13 protein-coding genes, 1 tRNA gene and 3 pseudogenes are annotated in these 17,320 nt (G+C 40.5%); 7 read left to right on the top strand and 10 right to left on the bottom strand.

Going from position 1 to position 17,320, the window contains the following annotated elements:
- Positions 1-56: 56 nt before the first annotated feature.
- Entirely contained in the window at positions 57-476 is a 420-nt protein-coding gene (locus tag IPJ16_01315) for a response regulator (protein ID MBK7625833.1), read from the bottom strand.
- Between the two features lie 169 nt (positions 477-645).
- Here IPJ16_01315 and IPJ16_01310 point away from each other — a divergent pair, with 169 nt between their 5' ends.
- Positions 646-2,541, top strand: a complete 1,896-nt coding sequence (locus IPJ16_01310) for a DUF4154 domain-containing protein (protein MBK7625832.1) — start codon at positions 646-648, stop codon at positions 2,539-2,541.
- Here the strand turns inward: IPJ16_01310 and IPJ16_01305 are convergent, their stop codons facing one another.
- Positions 2,542-2,769 (bottom strand): hypothetical protein, encoded by a 228-nt coding sequence (locus IPJ16_01305; GenBank protein MBK7625831.1) that lies wholly within the window; start codon positions 2,767-2,769, stop codon positions 2,542-2,544.
- A 122-nt stretch (positions 2,770-2,891) separates the two neighbouring features.
- Between IPJ16_01305 and IPJ16_01300 the strand changes: the two genes are divergently transcribed.
- The gene (locus IPJ16_01300) at positions 2,892-3,269 is read left to right on the top strand and encodes a hypothetical protein (protein ID MBK7625830.1); all 378 of its coding nucleotides are present in this window, start codon (positions 2,892-2,894) and stop codon (positions 3,267-3,269) included.
- A gap of 151 nt (positions 3,270-3,420) precedes the next feature.
- Positions 3,421-5,032 (top strand): annotated as a pseudogene (gene ettA / locus IPJ16_01295) (energy-dependent translational throttle protein EttA).
- A 231-nt stretch (positions 5,033-5,263) separates the two neighbouring features.
- Here the strand turns inward: ettA and IPJ16_01290 are convergent.
- Entirely contained in the window at positions 5,264-6,265 is a 1,002-nt protein-coding gene (locus IPJ16_01290; GenBank protein ID MBK7625829.1) for a hypothetical protein, read from the bottom strand.
- Between the two features lie 158 nt (positions 6,266-6,423).
- On the opposite strand from IPJ16_01290, the gene IPJ16_01285 reads away from it, so the two are divergent.
- A complete protein-coding gene (locus tag IPJ16_01285) occupies positions 6,424-7,710 on the top strand; it encodes a PQQ-binding-like beta-propeller repeat protein (protein ID MBK7625828.1) in 1,287 nt (428 codons plus the stop codon).
- Between the two features lie 170 nt (positions 7,711-7,880).
- Positions 7,881-7,952 (top strand) — tRNA-Arg (locus tag IPJ16_01280).
- A 56-nt stretch (positions 7,953-8,008) separates the two neighbouring features.
- On the opposite strand, the gene IPJ16_01275 is transcribed toward IPJ16_01280, so the two are convergent.
- Both IPJ16_01275 and IPJ16_01270 read right to left on the bottom strand, forming a co-directional pair.
- Complete coding sequence (locus IPJ16_01275) at positions 8,009-9,646, bottom strand: tail fiber domain-containing protein (protein MBK7625827.1); 1,638 nt, start codon at positions 9,644-9,646, stop codon at positions 8,009-8,011.
- A gap of 143 nt (positions 9,647-9,789) precedes the next feature.
- Complete coding sequence (locus tag IPJ16_01270; GenBank protein MBK7625826.1) at positions 9,790-10,392, bottom strand: hypothetical protein; 603 nt, start codon at positions 10,390-10,392, stop codon at positions 9,790-9,792.
- Positions 10,393-10,822: 430 nt separating this feature from the next.
- Between IPJ16_01270 and IPJ16_01265 the strand changes: the two genes are divergently transcribed.
- Together IPJ16_01265 and IPJ16_01260 are read left to right on the top strand one after the other, a co-directional pair.
- Positions 10,823-11,359: a CvpA family protein gene (locus tag IPJ16_01265; protein MBK7625825.1), complete on the top strand. Its 537-nt coding sequence runs from the start codon at positions 10,823-10,825 to the stop codon at positions 11,357-11,359.
- Between the two features lie 39 nt (positions 11,360-11,398).
- Positions 11,399-12,688 (top strand): annotated as a pseudogene (locus IPJ16_01260) (tyrosine--tRNA ligase).
- A gap of 4 nt (positions 12,689-12,692) precedes the next feature.
- Here the strand turns inward: IPJ16_01260 and IPJ16_01255 are convergent.
- The 5 genes and pseudogenes from IPJ16_01255 to IPJ16_01235 all read right to left on the bottom strand — a co-directional run bounded on the left by IPJ16_01255 (position 12,693) and on the right by IPJ16_01235 (position 17,303).
- Complete coding sequence (locus tag IPJ16_01255) at positions 12,693-13,919, bottom strand: serine/threonine-protein phosphatase (GenBank protein MBK7625824.1); 1,227 nt, start codon at positions 13,917-13,919, stop codon at positions 12,693-12,695.
- Between the two features lie 8 nt (positions 13,920-13,927).
- Positions 13,928-14,494, bottom strand: coding sequence for an elongation factor P (efp, locus tag IPJ16_01250; protein ID MBK7625823.1), 567 nt, complete (start codon positions 14,492-14,494; stop codon positions 13,928-13,930).
- A 33-nt stretch (positions 14,495-14,527) separates the two neighbouring features.
- Positions 14,528-15,307, bottom strand: a complete 780-nt coding sequence (locus IPJ16_01245; protein ID MBK7625822.1) for a DUF3108 domain-containing protein — start codon at positions 15,305-15,307, stop codon at positions 14,528-14,530.
- A 34-nt stretch (positions 15,308-15,341) separates the two neighbouring features.
- Positions 15,342-16,019: a tRNA (adenosine(37)-N6)-threonylcarbamoyltransferase complex dimerization subunit type 1 TsaB gene (gene tsaB / locus IPJ16_01240; protein MBK7625821.1), complete on the bottom strand. Its 678-nt coding sequence runs from the start codon at positions 16,017-16,019 to the stop codon at positions 15,342-15,344.
- Between the two features lie 22 nt (positions 16,020-16,041).
- Positions 16,042-17,303 (bottom strand): annotated as a pseudogene (locus IPJ16_01235) (efflux RND transporter periplasmic adaptor subunit).
- Positions 17,304-17,320 lie beyond the last annotated feature (17 nt).

Raw genomic sequence — 17,320 nt, 5'->3', positions numbered from 1 at the left:
GGCCTTCGTGTAAATTCTTTGTGCCCTTTGTGGTTAGATAAAGGTATGGTTGATTACTATTGTTGGAAAACAGTTGTGGTTGTTCTGAGATATTTTTCAATTAGGAAGAATATCTTCTCGGGATAAATAGGCTTAAGGACATATTCACTGCAGCCCGCAATATAAGCATCTGTTTTTGCCTGTTCGGAAGAGTATGCGGTAATCATTATTACAGGAGTACCTTTTCTTTCTTTTCGGAAAATTCTGATGCACTCAATACCATTTATCAGAGGAATAAGAAAATCCATGAAAACCAGATCTATTGCAGGTTTTCCTTCATTTAGATATTCAACAAATTCTTTGCCTGTACGAAAGATTTTAACATCAGCGCCTGAATTCTTCAGCAGAGTCTCATAGTATTTTATCGATGGGAGATCATCCTCTACAATTACCAGATTTTTTCCTTCAAGCTCCAAGTTGCTGATATTCAGGGTCATTATCGCTATTTTTTAAACATCTATAAAATTACTATAAGAAAATCAGCAGGAACTGCTATAATACCGCAGTTATTAACATTTTATCAACATTCCCGGAAGATCATGACTCCGGCAGATTTGGTTTCTAAAATAAAATTGTGCAAATTCGTATTAATAATACCTGAATAACATGTTAAAACAGATCCGCTTTATCAGAGCTTCAATCCTGTCATTAGGATTGTTATTGTTTATCAGTAATGGTTACAGCCAGGGAGGATTGGACGACGGGACCCGTTCTGTATTTATCTTCGATATATCAAAATATATTGATTACGGACCCGGATTTGCAGATTCCGCAATATTCAGGATAGGGATTCTTGATAATACCTCTGAACTTTTCTGGGAAATGGGAAACCTTGCGAAAACCCGGAAGACGATTCAGGACAAACCTGTTGAACTTGTTGCTTTCAGAAGGGAGGAGGACATTCTTCATACTCAGGTATTGTATATAAATAAGGCAAAAGGATTTAACCTTAATAAAGTTAAAGCTAAACTTGAAGGTCATCAGACATTGCTGATCACAGAAGGCTATGAATTCAGGGAATCAATGATCAATTTCATGGGAGTTAAGGGACAAATGCCAAACTATGGTGTGAATGAAGATATGATCAAAAAGGCCGGAATGAACGTTAATCCCAATATGCTTACCCAGGCAATTAAAACAAAGGAAGACTGGGAAAACCTTTTTGGAAAGGCGAGCGAACAGATTGTGATACAGCGCGATACTATTCGCCAACAGCTTGAAATGATAAATAATCAGAAAGCTGAAATACTACGACAAAAAGCTCATCTCGACAGCCTTAATCAGGAGATTGCGATTAAAGAAAAAACCCTTAATGAAAAACAAAAAGTTCTCGACAGACAGTTTGTCCAGATAAGTAAACAGCAGGGTGAGATCACTGTTCAGAAGCAGACTATTGTTCTGCAGCAGAAAGAGGTACAGATACAAAAGGATACTCTGACAAATCAAAAGGAAAAGATAAACCTTCAGTTAGCCAGGATTGATGAGCAGCTTAAAAGAATCTCAGAGCAGGACAACAAGATCAAAGTCCAGCTGGAAGCTATTGAAAAACAGAAACTTATACTCTATTTTGTATTGTTTGCTTTACTCCTCGTCAGTTTTCTCGGGTACTATATCTACAGAGGATATAAGATTAAGAAAGAAGCCAATATAAGGCTCGAGGAGAAAAACCGGATTATATCAGCCCAGAAGGATGAGATTGAACAGCAGAGAGACCTTGCTGAAGCTCAGCGTGACCAGATTGCATACCAGAAGAAGCATATTACCGATAGTATAATGTATGCAAAGAGAATTCAAACTGCACTTATACCTTCTCTTGAACTCTTCAGCGATAAGCTGGAACACTTTGTATTATATAAACCGCTGGCTATTGTAAGCGGTGACTTTTACTGGGTTTCATCCCAGGGGAACCTTCAGGTTATTATTGCAGCCGACTGTACTGGTCATGGAGTTCCGGGTGCCTTTATGAGCATGCTTGGAGTAACGATGCTAAATGAAATCGTAAACGGGAAGCATGTCCTGATGCCCGACCAGATAATTGAAGAACTTCGTGCCGGTATTATTAAGGCACTGAAACAGGTTGCCGAAGAAGAGAGTATAAAGGACGGAATGGATATCGCTGTTCTTGTTATTGATTTTGACAAAAATAAACTCTATTACTCAGGAGCAAATAATCCGCTCTATCTGATCAGGGGCAATGAGCTTATTCATTACCGGGCTGATAAGATGCCGGTTGCCATTCATTATAAAATGACACCATTTACCCTTAATGAGATTGATCTCCAGAAGGGAGATGCCATGTATATTTTCTCTGATGGTTATTGCGACCAGTTTGGCGGACCGAAAGAGAAGAAATTTATGTCTGCCCAACTAAAAGAAACCCTGATTGCAATGGCAGGAAAACCAATGCTTAAGCAGGGTGAGCGGCTAAATGAGATATTTGAAGAGTGGCGCGGAGACAACTCTCAGGTTGATGACGTGACTATGATAGGAGTCAGGTACTAATTACCTGCAAACCCATTTAGTTGTAACCCCTAATACCGTAACATCAGGAGTAGCCTGAATCTTTACCAGGTCTGCATCACAATATTCTGTTTCTGTGCCTGCTGTAATCAGTGATCCGGAAGAATTATATGTATTCTGTGAACAAACTTTACAGGTCAGTCCTTCGCAGGCATTAAACGAAAAAGCAACTAGTAAAAATCCGGCAGCATAGAGTAATTTCCTTTTCATATAATCATATTTTAAAGTCCAAAGATACTAAAACTCTTTTCTTTGTATGCAGCAATCTCCAAAATTGATAGTCATTGTATCAGGAATGAAAATATTTATAAATTGCATAAAAAATTAGCATCATGGAAGATTCAAAAATGAGAAAGCATGTAACCGTGGTCGGAGCTATTCATATCGGCTTCGGAATCCTCGGTCTGATAGGTGCTGTTGCAGCATTTTTTGCTTTGAGGTTTGCCAGCGGGTTTGTTGAAAATGACGAGACAGGAGTAATAGTACTCAGATTCCTGTCAATAAGTGTCCCTCTGCTTATAGGGTTCTTATCAACACTTGGACTGGTTGGCGGATTGGGGCTTCTGTCGTATCTGCCATGGGCAAGATACCTGGTTATGGTAGTTGCTGTGGTAGGATGCCTGAATATCCCGATAGGAACTTTAAAAGGGGTCTACTCCATCTGGGTATTAATGCAGGATGAGACTCTTAAATTATTTGAGAAGAAATAAAATTTTGAAAAAATATTATGGTAGAGACGCCCAAATCGGGCGTCTCTGCTTATTTTTGTACGGTGACTAATCTATAATATTATGGCTGACGACAATAAGATCATTTTTTCAATGTACCGTGTAGGGAAAACCTTTCCCTCCTCACAGGCAGGTGCTGAAAGATATATCTCTATCATTTTTCCTTGGAGCGAAAATCGGCATCATCGGTCTTAACGGATCAGGGAAATCAACACTTCTGAAAATAATTGCCGGTCTCGAAAAGGAGTATCAGGGAGAGGTTACATTTCTTCCAGGATACACTGTTGGACATCTCTCACAGGATCCTTTGCTTGATGAAAACCGTTCAGTAAGGGAAATCGTTGAGGAAGGAGTGAAGGATATAATGGAGATTATAAAAGAGTATGAAAAATAAATAACAGTTTCGGGGAACCTGAGGTATATGAAAATCCTGATAAGATGCAGCAACTGATGGATCGTCAGGCAGTACTTCAGGAAAAGATTGAATACCACGATGGCTGGAATATTGAGCATAAGCTGGAAAGGGCTATGGACGCACTCCGTTGTCCGGAAGGCGATGCAAGGGTAAATGTCCTTTCTGGAGGAGAACGGAGAAGGGTGGCGCTCTGCAGATTACTACTGCAGCAGCCCGATGTTCTTCTTCTCGATGAGCCTACAAACCACCTCGATGCAGAATCTGTTCAGTGGCTTGAAACAACACTCAAGCAATACCACGGAACAGTGATTTGCATCACTCACGACCGTTATTTCCTGGATAATGTAGCCGGATGGATACTCGAGCTCGACCGCGGCGAAGGAATCCCCTGGAAAGGGAATTATTCTTCATGGCTTGAACAGAAAGCAAAAAGACTGGAATCAGAAGAAAAAGGAAATGTTAAGAGACGCAAGATCCTTGAACGCGAACTTGAATGGGTCAGAATGTCCCCGAAAGCACGTCATGCAAAGTCGAAAGCCAGGTTAGGGGCCTATGAAAACCTCCTTAATCAGGATGTAAAACAGAAGGAAGATAAACTTGAAATATTTATTCCTAACGGACCACGCTTAGGCGACAAGGTAATCGAGGCGAAGTCTGTTACAAAAGCTTTCGATAATAAAGTATTATTTGAAGATTTGGAATTCAGCCTTCCTCCAAACGGAATAGTTGGTGTTATCGGACCAAATGGCGCCGGTAAAACAACTCTCTTCAGAATGATAATGGGACAGGAAGGGGCTGACAAGGGAAGCTTCAAAATAGGTGAGACCGTTACACTTGGATATGTCGACCAGGCACATTCTGCAATTGACCCTGCGAAAACAGTTTATGAGGTTATTTCAGGAGGACAGCAGGATGTAATGGTCGGAAACCGTCCGGTGAATGCACGTGCTTATGTGGCTCGTTTTAACTTCACCGGAGCCGATCAGGAGAAAAATGCGGGGTCCTTTCAGGAGGAGAGAGAAACAGGCTTCACCTTGCACTTACCCTTAAATCCGGCGCAAATGTTCTTCTGCTCGATGAGCCGACAAACGATATAGATGTTAATACTCTCAGAGCATTGGAAGAAGGTCTGGAGAACTTCGCCGGATGTGCTGTAATTATATCACACGACAGATGGTTCCTCGACAGGGTAACTACTCATATGATAGCCTTTGAAGGCAATTCAAAGGTGGTTTGGTTCGAAGGGAACTATTCAGATTATGAAGAAAACTATAAGAAGAGAGTTTCAGATACAACCCCTGCAAGGATTAAGTATAAGAAACTCGTGTAGGTGGCCAGGGATTGCTTCGTCCTCCTTCGTCGGACTCGCAATGACGGATACCTGAGAAAACATGCTTTAAGCTTGATTTAAGGAGACTTCATCAGATCACCCTCATCCGACATTCAATGCAGACGGGACCAGGATTGAGATCCAGTCTGCATTGCTTTCGGAAGATAACAAGTCTTTGAATATTTGTATTATTCCTGTACCTGACAAGTGGTTAAAACGGAAGAATTGATTTTATTTCAGTATTCCTATAGCTATTCCGGCAACAGGAGAGACACCTGAAAAATCGACATTAAACCAGTCCTTATATTTTGTGAATCCTTTTTCACCGGTGTATTCACAGAGCCTTATGTTTCCCCCTGCAAAAATATCAAGCGCAAGTACCTTAAAAAGAGGAATCTTCATGCCGATAACTGCACCGCCTGCATAAATATTAAGATGCTGAACTACCTGTCTGTCGACCATCTCAAATTTGCCTGGCTCTGTTTCCTCCATTTCCCGCTTATAACCGGTAATCTTCATATTTCTGTACATAAACTGAGGGGCTGCATATAAGCCTAAGGGTGCAGTTTTTCTTCCCGGGTGACTGGCTAAAAGATAATTACGGAACTGGACATTAAATCCTCCACCGGACATTACTTCTCCTGTATATGTCTCGTACTGGCGTGTACTCATATCCATATAGGCAAAACTCTGGTTTGAGAAATAGTAATTTGATAATCCCTGTGTGGTTGAATAAGTAGCCATTGCACTCAGGTTAACAGAAAAACGTGTATTAAGGATTCTTTCATATGACAGGCAGAATGTTCCTTCGAGGAGCCTTACAGGGTCGAGCATTATAGCGGAATTATATACAGGATAAAACTCCGGGACTTTTGCAACAGCTTCTTCTTTCTCAACTTCGGGCTGATTTTGAGCCTGCTGAACCGGACTCTGACTTATTCTTAACATTGAATCAACTTCATTCAACTTTTTTGTCATTTGCTGAGGATCAAAATCAAGCTCTTTTACCTTGGTATTCAGTTCTGTAAGTCTGATATCAAGTTCTTTTGGCTTGGCTTCCCAGAGTTTCATTTTTGTGTCAAGAAGATCAAGCTTGGAATCGAGTAACTGAAGTTTAATGTCGAGCATCTGCGATTTCTGCGTAATTGAGTCCTGACCATAAGATGCAGAACCAATTGCAAGCATTAATAATAATCCAATGACGATCATTGGAACGGAAAATTTTGTTTTCATAGCATTCAGGTTTTACTTAGACTTAGGTTGGTAATATTGTTTAATAATTGATTTTAGGGTTACTGTTAAGAAAATAACAAATATCCTGCCAGTTTTGATATTAGCTTATTTTTCATTTCATTTGAATAATACAAAACCTGATTCTAATACATATCAATATGATAAGAAGATCCTGTAGCATATTATTTTCGATAATTACGCTTCTCATTTTTTTAAATCAGAATACTGCAGCCCAGGATAAGAACTGGACTCATTTCAGGGGAAGTAATCTGAATGCAATATCTGTTTCCAGAGAGGCTCCTCTCAAATGGGATTCAACAGCAATTAAATGGAAGACGGAAATCCACGGAAAAGGATACTCCTCACCTGTTGTATATGATAATCAGATCTGGATGACTACCGGAACCCCCGACGGAAAGGAACTTTACGCTGTTTGTGCTGATTATCAGACCGGGAAGATTCTTCATGATATCAGAGTTGTAGTTCCTGATGAAACTATCGGAAAACACTCAATTAACACTTATGCTAGTCCCTCGCCATGTATAGAAAAGGGATTCGTGTATGTTCATTATGGCAGTCTGGGAACAGCCTGCATAAAGACAACCGACGGTTCAATTGTCTGGAAACGGACTGATCTTAAATGCAAGCATGTTCAGGGTCCGGGATCATCACCTGTAATCTATAAGAATCTGCTTATTTTGCATTACGAAGGGACAGATGTAAGATTTGTTATAGCGCTCGACAAATCAACGGGAAAGCAGGTTTGGCGTACTGATCGTCCGGAAGAGCCCTATAAGCCGTTACCAAACATTGGAACAAAGGCATATATTACACCGATAATCATTAATGTAAAAGGTCGCGATCTTTTAATCTCAAATGGTTCAGCAGCCTGTTTCGCTTACGATCCACTTACCGGAGAGGAAGTCTGGCGCGTTATCAGGGGTGCAGAGTCGACAGTTCCGATGCCCATATCGGAAAATGGCATTGTTTATTTCTATACAGGTTTTATGGTTGATGCAGAGTCTTCAAATTTCACAGAGCTTCTTGCGGTTAACCCTGATGGTAAAGGTGACATCACAGCAACTAATGTTCTCTGGAGAAAGAGAGATAATCAGACCCAGACACAGATGCTGACACCAGTTATAAAAGATGGCTTGATTTATACAGTTAATACCAGAAATATGCTGATGTGCATTGATGCAAAGACAGGGGAGGAGATCTGGTCGGAACGGCAAAGGACCAATTTCAATTCATCGCCGGTATATGTAAACGGGAATGTATGGTTCTTTTCTACAAAGGGGGATGTTATTGCTGTCAAAGCAGGCAGGAAGTATGAGGTTGTTGCACAGAATCTTATGGATTCAGGGATTTGGGCTACACCAGCGTTTGTGAGGAATGAGGTGATATTACGGACAGAGAAATATCTTTATAGAATAGGGAAGTAAGGGCGCACGACGCACGACGCACGACGCACGACACACGACACACGATGCACGACGCACGACAGACTGTTTCTTTTCTTCCTTGCGTCGTGAGCCGTGAGTCGTTTGTCGATTCCCAATACATGATCGTTTGTAATAATAAAAAAATAACATACTTTTGCGCTTCTAATACCGGCCCCATAGTTCAATGGATAGAATGGAGGTTTCCTAAACCTTAGATTCAGGTTCGATTCCTGGTGGGGCTACAAAAAATAATCCCTTATGTACAATCACATAAGGGATTATTCATTTGAATCAGAAACTAATTGTCGCTCTTAAGATTCTGCTTCACCAGAAGATTATTAACAAGTGTTTTCAGCTCATCAAGTTCTGATTTTAGATCTAGGTTTTCCTTCCTGTAGTTCTCGATCTGTTTCTGCTGTTCTTTAATGGCTTCAGTCAGCACGGCAGTTATTTTATCATAAGCGACGGATTTGTATCCATCAGATCCGGTTACGACAACTTCCGGAACAACAGTTTCAAGTTCCTGGGCAATAAATCCGATATTTTCCCCTGGAAGATCATCAGAAACTTCATCAGCACTAATATCGTACCGGACACCCCTCATTCTGATTACCTTTTCCAATGAGGATTCAAGGGTTGAGATATTCTTTTTGAACCGAATATCGGAACTTGTAAGCCAGTTGTAACCCGATTCAACCCTGCCATTTCCACTAGCTATATCGAGCTTCTGCTGTGGATTAACCATGTTTATACCGACATTGCTGTTCTGTAAAACTGTAAAAGCGTTTTTACGGTTAGTGTTTGATGTGCCGTTTCCAATAACAAAAGCAGGATCAGTTCCAAGCCAATAATCAGGTTGCACACCCGATGTATCATTGTACTGTCCAATAACCATGGATCCAAATGACTTAGACTTGGTAAATGACCCAAATGAAACAGAAGAATTTCCATGGGATTCATTATTATTTCCCATAGCAAAGCTCTGATTACCAATAGCTTTTGTGTTGTCGCCAAAAGAAACAGAATTGTTTCCGCGTGCCTGAGAAAATTTTCCTCCTGCAAGAGAGCAAGCACCTGAAGAATAAGTTTCACTACCTGTCGCAAAAGAAGCAAAATTTGTGGCCTTGGCATTATGACCAAATGTTACTGAACCGCCACCACTGGAGAGTCCATTCCATCCAAACGAGAAGGAGGCATCTCCAGTTGCTTCACAATCCTGACCTCCCGCAAATGAAGCATTGCCACCTGCATGAGTTTGACTGCCTGTAGCGGTTGAAAACCAGTTTGTTGCACGGGTGTTGAAACCCAAAGCGACTGATTGTCCACCGCTGGCAACGTTGTTATATCCGAAAGAAAAATCGGCATGACCAATGGCCCTGCTTAAGTTCCCTCCGGCAAATGAACTTCCACCTGAAGCAACTGTCCTGTCTCCTGTTGCCATAGAAGCCCATTCACTTGCTATTGTTCTATATCCCATTGCTGTTGAGGAATTACCAATTGCCTTTGTCTCAGATCCGATTGATGTTGAAACACTTCCATTTGCAAGAGTCTTATATCCTATAGCAGTTGATCCCCATCCCCTTGCTGTATCACCAATTCCAATAGCAAATGCACCACCATTCAGGGCTTGTGAACCCTGTCCTATAGAAAATGCATAATCTCCTTTTGCATATGCAACTCCGGTCCTCTTGCCTAAGGAATCAACCCCTGCACTTCCAAAGGCAAAACTTCTGAAACCCTCTGCAATAGCTCCCCTGCCAAAGGCATAGCTCTCAGCACTTTTAGCAATTGCCCATTGTCCGAATGCGAATGAGTTATCATTATTTGCAGCAGACTGAAACCCGATTGATGTTGAATATTTACCCCTCGCTATTGCCTGGTAGCCCATTGCCTGAGAAAACTGTCCCTTTGCTTTAGATTCGTAACCTATTGCCATCGAGTTTTCTCCAACACTATCAGGTTTTTCAATCAGTACTTTACCTGCCAGAAAAGCATTCTTAATCGGGTACCAGAGTATCCTGTTTTGAGAAGGATTTACTATTCCTGTTGCATCAGTAGATACATCAAGGAAATGTCTGTTTATTCCTTTTCATTATCAAAACCACCAATTGCAAATCCTCCCTTTGGTGTTTTTGTGTTGTTGTCGATATACATTCTTATGCTATCATCGCTTACCGTTAAAAGATCACGTGTGGCTGTCCCCTTTTCATTATCAAATCCACCAATTGCAAAACCACCTTTTGGTACCTTTGATGATGAGGCATTGTTAATGTAAATCCTGGCACTGTCGGGACTAATAATAAAGTAGTTTACCAGGGTCCCTTTTTCAACATCAAATCCGCCAATGGCAAAACCTCCTTTAGGACTTTTTGCTCCATCATCAACATATACCCTGACTCCTTCATTATAAACTGCAAAAACTGTTTGTCCATTCTTGTTCTTCACCTCAAAAAGTGCTTCATCCATTGCTTCAGTCGTTCCTGCAACAGATAGCTTTCCGACTGCACCGCTAAGATTGTCTGCTACCAGTGAATATGGCACACTCCACAGTTTAGCTGATCCCATTGTCTTCCATGCACTTTGATAGTATACCTGGGTTTTGATATACAGTTGGGAGGTTTTCCAGCTGATGTCACCGAACTTGGATACAGTAGAGGCAGGCAGCCGGGTTCCTTTTCCCACGACAAGAGAAAAGATCCCATGTGCATTTGTTCTGACCAGGGGATGCAGTTCTTCCCATACAGTTACAGGGAGAATTGTGTCTGAAAGAATACTGATTTTTACCTGAAGCTCAGTATTCCTGATTGGATTACCGGATGGATCACCTGCAAGGGCCTGGTAGTTTATTCCCTGGGAACCTGGGAAGACAAAAGATAAAAGTTTAAAGACAAAAGTAAGGAGAGGAAGAGTTTTGTTTTCATGGTAAAGACTTTTAAATACCTTCTAAATGATTTTATTAGTTAAAGTTATGAAAGAGTCTGACGCAAGTCAAATAAAACATACAGTGTCAATAATTTGGATCAGAAACCCGCCATTTACTTTATGGGATTCATTGTCCTCTAAAATTCTAATTGAAAATAAATTATCTTTGATTCTTTCAAATAATTAAGATATGAACTGGATTGATATTACAATAGTCGTTATCCTCATACTATCTATGGTAATGGGATTTATTAACGGACTGGTTAAGGAGGTAGCTTCACTGGCAGCACTGATTCTTGGTATCTGGGGTGCTATTAAGTTCTCAAGCTTTACTGCTGCTAAACTTTACGATTATTTTGATATGACCGGTCAGTATGTGGGGGTTATTGCTTTCATTATTACCTTCGCCATAATAGTTGTGATTATTCATTTTATCGGCATCGTTGCTGATAAAATTGTCAATGCCGTTTCCCTGGGATTTGTCAACCGGATTTTAGGTATTGTATTCGGACTGCTGAAATCGGTTCTTATTATGAGTGTGTTTTTTGTAGTGCTGAATGTCATTAATGATAAAAGATCTTTTCTTCCAAAGGAAACAATTGAACAATCGATATTTTTCAATCCTATATCCGATATTGCTCCTGTTATTTTTCCTATTATAGGAGAGGGAGGATTCGGACAGAGCTTCGACAGGTTTAAAAAGAAACCTGAACCTGTTACTATCTGACCCGCTTTGCTATATTTGCATCTCTGAAATTTAACTTATATGAATTTTATTGACGAACTGAAATGGAGAGGCATGATACACGATATCATGCCCGGTACTGAAGAGCTGTTAAAAAAGAAAAACAAGCGGATATATTGGATTCGATCCGACCGCCGACTCATTACATATTGGTCACATGGTGCAGGTAATGCTGCTGGTTCATTTCCAGAGAGCGGGACATACCCCGATTGCACTTGTTGGAGGAGCAACCGGAATGATTGGTGATCCTTCCGGAAAATCTGAGGAAAGGAATCTTCTTGATGAGGCGTCGCTCAGAAAGAACCAGGAAGGTATTAAAAAGCAGCTTTCAAAGTTTCTCGATTTCCAGTCAGAGAAGGAGAACAGGGCGGTAATGGTCAATAATTATGACTGGATGAAGGATTATTCGTTCCTTGGATTTATAAGGGATATCGGCAAGCATATCACAGTGAATTACATGATGTCGAAAGATTCTGTTAAAAAAAGAATCGGATCTGAATCCAAAGACGGGATGTCATTTACAGAGTTTTCCTATCAGCTGGTTCAGGGTACAGACTTTCTCCATCTGTACAATAATAACAACTGCAGGCTTCAGATGGGTGGTTCCGACCAGTGGGGAAACATCGTTACCGGAACCGAGCTTATCAGACGAAAGGCTGGTGGTGAGGCTTATGCGCTGACATGTCCGCTCATAACAAAAGCTGACGGTTCAAAATTCGGGAAAACAGAGTCGGGTAATGTTTGGCTCGACCCTGAGAAAACAACGCCATACCAGTTTTACCAGTTCTGGCTTAATGTATCTGATGAGGATGCATCGAAATATATTAAGATCTTTACTATCCTGGGACAGGAAGAGATAGAATGTATTATAAATGAGCACAATAAAGCTCCCCATGAAAGACTACTTCAGAAGCGGCTTGCAGAAGAGGTAACAGTTATGGTACACTCAAGGAGCGACTATGAAGGTGCTGTTGAGGCATCTCAGATCTTGTTTGGAAAGGGAACTACAGAATCTCTTACACGAATGAGTGAGAGCACTTTCCTTTCAGTTTTTGAAGGGGTTCCGGTGTTTGATGTTAAGATGGATATTATTGTTAGCGGTGTAACAATAGCCGATCTTTGCGCAGAACACACCCAGGTTTTTCCTTCTAAAGGTGAGTTAAGGAGACTTGTTCAGGAGGGGGTCTCAGTATCAATAAATTAAAAATTGAGAATCCTGAAATGACAGTTGGTAAAGAGTTACTGCTTAACGGAAAATACCTTCTGGTTCAGAAGGGCAAGAAAAATTACTATCTCATAAGGGTTCGTTAGAAAATTACCTTATCAGGTCTGCAACAATTATCGAAACATCATCAAAGGTGGATGGATTATTGTGTGGTAATCCAAGCTCTCTGATCATTTCCCTTACGTTGCCTGCAACAGGATTCAAATTCGATATATGTCTGATAATTACCCCTGTTCCGATATCTTTGCCATCGTCTCCTTTTAATTCCGATAGCCCGTCGGTGTAACATACAATCTTTGAGTAATTGTCAATGACCAGCTCAGATTTATGTACAACAGGTATTTCATCGAGCATTCCAAGGCCTACACACGACGCTTTCAGGTGAAGTACATTTCCTGTAACAGTATCATAAAGAACCGGAGGGTTATGAGCTGCATTTATATATTCAAGAACTCCGGTCTTATGATCGTATCTGGCAACAAAAAAGGTTATAAACTTCTCTCCGGCAGCATTCACTGCAACTATCGAATTTAACTTTGTAATTAGGACTTCAAGGTTTATGTCATGTGTAAAAAGGGCTCTTAAGCTCGCCTGGAAATTTGACATCAGGATGGCAGCAGATATTCCCTTCCCGGAAACATCGGCAATACAAAATCCGGTCTTCGTCTCGGAGAGTTTAATACAATCGTAATAGTCGCCGCCAACTTCATAATGAGGATAATAGAAGCCATTTACGATTACCTTTGGATTTTTTGGCATCTGATCGTCATCAGGTATAAGCATCTGCTGCATCCTTGCAGCAAGCTCGAGCTCCTTCTTAAATGCTTCCTGAAGGAGACTCTCTTTAAACAGTCTGATATTCTCAATTGCAACGATTATTATGCTTGAGATTGTCTGAATAAAGTTAAGATGCTTAAGAACCGGACTCATTCCCTCACCCTCTTCCTCAATGTCGCCGATAAATACGAAAGCGAGGTGGACATTATTATTATAAACAGGGACAATTATATCTACCGCATCAAAGCCAAGTGCCGGAGTTACATATTCAATCTCTGTTATACCAAGTAACTTCGATTCGACATCAATAGTCTCATAGTGTTTCGGGAACCCGCCATTTAGCAGACAGCCCCAGGTTTCAGATCGTTTATAGATAAGGATCTTTCCAATCCCAAGGTTATTACGCAGAATAGATTCGTATTTGGATAAAAGGTCCTCGGTAGGCAAATTCGCATTGATCGATAATGTGATATCGAGCAATGAGTCTAATTTGAATTTAGAGATCTTAAGCCTGTCCGTTGGAATCTTTTTATCTTCCATACTAATTATTAAGCTTTTACCCTTTCAACATAAGTCTTGTCGGTAGTATCTATTTTTATCTTATCGCCGGTATTAACAAACAGCGGGACCATGATAGTTTCGCCGTTCTGTACTTTTGCCTGTTTAAGAGTGTTGGTAGCGGTATCGCCTCTTAGTCCAGGCTCGGAATAAACAACTTCCATTACCACAAACTGAGGAATGTCAACGTTAAGAATTGTCTCTGTATCAGCATGTACAACTATTTCAACACCCATGCCTTCAAGGAGGAACTGATGATTGTCTATAAGATCCTCGTGTACATGAACCTGTTCGAAAGTTTCAAGATGCATGAAGTAATAGCCCATATCATCTTTATAGAGATATTGGTATGGACGTCTTTCCACTCTTGCGAGGTTTACTTTGGTGCCGGAAGAAAAAGTATTCTCCAAAACTCTCCCCGTTTTCAGGCTCTTAAGTTTTGTCCTGACAAAAGCAGGTCCTTTTCCTGGTTTCACATGCTGAAACTGGACAATTGTACAAAGGTCATTGTTGAATTCAATGACTAAACCATTTCTGAAATCTGCAGTACTTGCCATAAAATTTGAGTTATTCTATAATAAAGTTAGTAATTATTTTTTTATTGTCTCAAGCGGGTACATAAGTCCCTGATAACTTATCATTTCAACAGTAAATGCCCCCACAAAGATATCAAATCGTACTTTAACCGGTAAAAAATTTTTATCTGCTGAAAACCAGAAAGAGACGTCCTCCTCTGTTTTGAATAACCTTCCTGTTTCGGTTACCGGATTAAATTTCAAACATTTGATCTTACCTACCTTTGTTTTTACTTCTTCCGTTCCAATATACCTGAGTCTGATCGGGTATAGTTCATCCGTGAACCAGGTCATAATGGTGATTAATTCTCCTTCTTTAAGATTTGAGCCAACCGGAAGAATGTGGTTCCGGAAATAGTAAAAGCAGGAGAGGATGTCATGAATTCCTTTCTGAACGACGTGATTGCCTGTAAGATCACTGGTCAGAATGGCAGAATCAGCACGTGTTTTATGATCGAAAAGAACAACATTGTATTTCCTGTATCGTCCCTCACGTATATTCCTTATCGACTTAACAGGAAGTTCAGTAGCCGGATCGATGTAGCTTTCGTAGACATCAAGCACTCTATAAACTGCATCAGCCACCCCGGTGGTTTTAGCAATCAGTTTTGAATGCCATACCTCTTTCCCGTTATTTATTTCACTAATTAGTTCAAGGGAAGCCAGACCCCCTGTAATAACTCCATAATGAATGCTATAATTAATCAGCTCCCCGGTTTTATAAGAAATCGTTTGTCCCTTACTTCCGGTTGAAAGAAAGAGTCCCAGAATGGCGATATTTAAAATCTTATTCATGCTCTTGTCTGAATACAAGCAGTAATTGTGCCAATTAATTCCCAAGGACATTCTTCCTGGGAGTGGAAGTTATGAAATCTTTAAGATAAAATGGCTCAAAATATGCAACATCTTCAAAGTGACGATCTTTCAAAGCCTGAACAGCAGGTATATACATATGCGAAGCAGAAATCCTGAAACTGTCATCAAATTTTATATTCGGCCGTTTTATAACCCCTTTGCATTTTGCTGCTCCGTCTCCGAAAATAAGAATCTCTTCTGATGAAGGGATATCACTAAATGTATCTTCAGTAATAATTTTAGCTGAAATACCCCTTATTGTTTCGCCTTTACTGTTATAAACTGCATAATAGACCTCCATTCTTCTTGCATCAAGCATCGGGCAATAAAGTGAACTTTTTCTGCCAGCACCATGAAACATCGATACCATTGTGTCGATACCGATCAGCGGTATTGATGCTGCGTATGCAATTCCTTTTGCTACAGAGACTCCTATTCTGAGTCCGGTATAAGAACCGGGTCCCTTACTTACAGCTACAGCATCAAGTTGCCGGGCTTTTATTCCTGCTTCATTGAGTATTTCATTGATAAAGACAGTGAGCATAGATGCATGCGACTTCAAATCATTGCTTTCTCTCAAAGAGATAACACCGGCATTGTTACACAACGCTACGGAACAAAGATTTGTTGCTGTCTCAAGACATATAATCATGTTTAACAGGAATACGGAAAATCTATTTTACCTTGAAAAGATCTTCTTTCTTTACTATTTCAATAAGAGTACTGTCAGATAATTTCTTACTGATTGCACTGAATGGGGCAGATATTACTTTTTCGCCTGCACTTACTCCTGATAAAATCTCAATATAGGTGTTATCCTGAATTCCGGTCTTCACATCTTTTGCAAAAGCATATGTACCGTCGGTTGTGAATACAATTGTCCGGATGTCATCGTAAGTTGCAGTACCTGTTGATACTTTCGTTGTATCGGTACGGGTTGTAACTGATTGGATGGGAACAGTAATAATGTCCTTTTTGATTCTGTCTGGATATCAACTGTAGCCGACATCCCCGGTCTGAACGGATTTGCTTCACCCGCATCAACAAGTTTTTTATATGATTCCGGGATGACAAGAATCTTGACATCGAAGTTAGTAACCTGATCGGCGGAGACACCTGTTGTTTTTGCAGAGTTGGCGATTTCGGTTACAATACCTTTAAATTTCTGGTCAAGATACGCATCAACCTCAATGAGTGCGGTATCACCAAGACTAACTCTGACAATATCGTTCTCATTAACCTGTACCTGGGCCTCCATCCTCGATAAGTCGGCAACTCTAAGAAGCTCTGTACCCGCCATGAGGTTGGTTCCGGCAACTCTTTCTCCCAGTTCAACAAGAAGCATTGAGACAGTACCGGACATAGGAGCAAATATTGATGTCTTAGTAAGCATTTCATTTGCCTCTTTAAGTGAAGCTTCTGAACTCACAACAGAAAATTTTGCTGCTTCTACCTCGGCTTTCGCAACTGCATAAGAAGCCTGAGCCTGTTCAAATTCAGATTTTGAAATAGTCTGTTCTTCATATAGCTGTTTACTCCTGTTAAAGGAAAGTTCTGCCTGGGTAAACTGAGCTTCTGACTGTGCAAGACGTGCACGTGATGAACTAATTGCTGCAAGAGACCTGTCTCTCTGTGAGATATAAGTGTCGGGTTTTATTCTGAGAAGCAGCTGCCCCTTCTGAACCTGATCGCCCTCTTTAATTGTCAGTTCAACAATCTCACCTGAAACATCAGGACTGATTTTAACTTCTTTTTCGGGCTGAATCTTCCCGTTGGCTGTTATAGTTTCGATAATAACCCTTGCTTCAGCATTTTCCACAGCTACCTTTACTGTTAATGCCTTTCCGAACCAACCCTGTTTCTTGCCAATAATTGCAAATATTATTAGGATTATTGCTATAGGAAGTAAAATCTTAAGGATCTTATTGTTTTTCATGATTTTGTATCTTAAAA

This window comes from Bacteroidales bacterium (assembly GCA_016709865.1).
Classification (GTDB): Bacteria; Bacteroidota; Bacteroidia; order Bacteroidales; family VadinHA17; genus LD21.
This window is presented reverse-complemented; position numbering and strand designations above follow the sequence as displayed.

What these genes read in the sequence shown, in the direction of transcription:
- IPJ16_01315 (MBK7625833.1), bottom strand. Translation starts at nt 476, where the DNA reads ATGACCCTGAATATCAGCAACTTGGAGCTTGAAGGAAAAAATCTGGTA.
- IPJ16_01310 (MBK7625832.1), top strand. Translation starts at nt 646, where the DNA reads ATGTTAAAACAGATCCGCTTTATCAGAGCTTCAATCCTGTCATTAGGA.
- IPJ16_01305 (MBK7625831.1), bottom strand. Translation starts at nt 2,769, where the DNA reads ATGAAAAGGAAATTACTCTATGCTGCCGGATTTTTACTAGTTGCTTTT.
- IPJ16_01300 (MBK7625830.1), top strand. Translation starts at nt 2,892, where the DNA reads ATGGAAGATTCAAAAATGAGAAAGCATGTAACCGTGGTCGGAGCTATT.
- IPJ16_01290 (MBK7625829.1), bottom strand. Translation starts at nt 6,265, where the DNA reads ATGAAAACAAAATTTTCCGTTCCAATGATCGTCATTGGATTATTATTA.
- IPJ16_01285 (MBK7625828.1), top strand. Translation starts at nt 6,424, where the DNA reads ATGATAAGAAGATCCTGTAGCATATTATTTTCGATAATTACGCTTCTC.
- IPJ16_01275 (MBK7625827.1), bottom strand. Translation starts at nt 9,646, where the DNA reads ATGGCAATAGGTTACGAATCTAAAGCAAAGGGACAGTTTTCTCAGGCA.
- IPJ16_01265 (MBK7625825.1), top strand. Translation starts at nt 10,823, where the DNA reads ATGAACTGGATTGATATTACAATAGTCGTTATCCTCATACTATCTATG.
- IPJ16_01255 (MBK7625824.1), bottom strand. Translation starts at nt 13,919, where the DNA reads ATGGAAGATAAAAAGATTCCAACGGACAGGCTTAAGATCTCTAAATTC.
- efp (MBK7625823.1), bottom strand. Translation starts at nt 14,494, where the DNA reads ATGGCAAGTACTGCAGATTTCAGAAATGGTTTAGTCATTGAATTCAAC.
- IPJ16_01245 (MBK7625822.1), bottom strand. Translation starts at nt 15,307, where the DNA reads ATGAATAAGATTTTAAATATCGCCATTCTGGGACTCTTTCTTTCAACC.
- tsaB (MBK7625821.1), bottom strand. Translation starts at nt 16,019, where the DNA reads ATGATTATATGTCTTGAGACAGCAACAAATCTTTGTTCCGTAGCGTTG.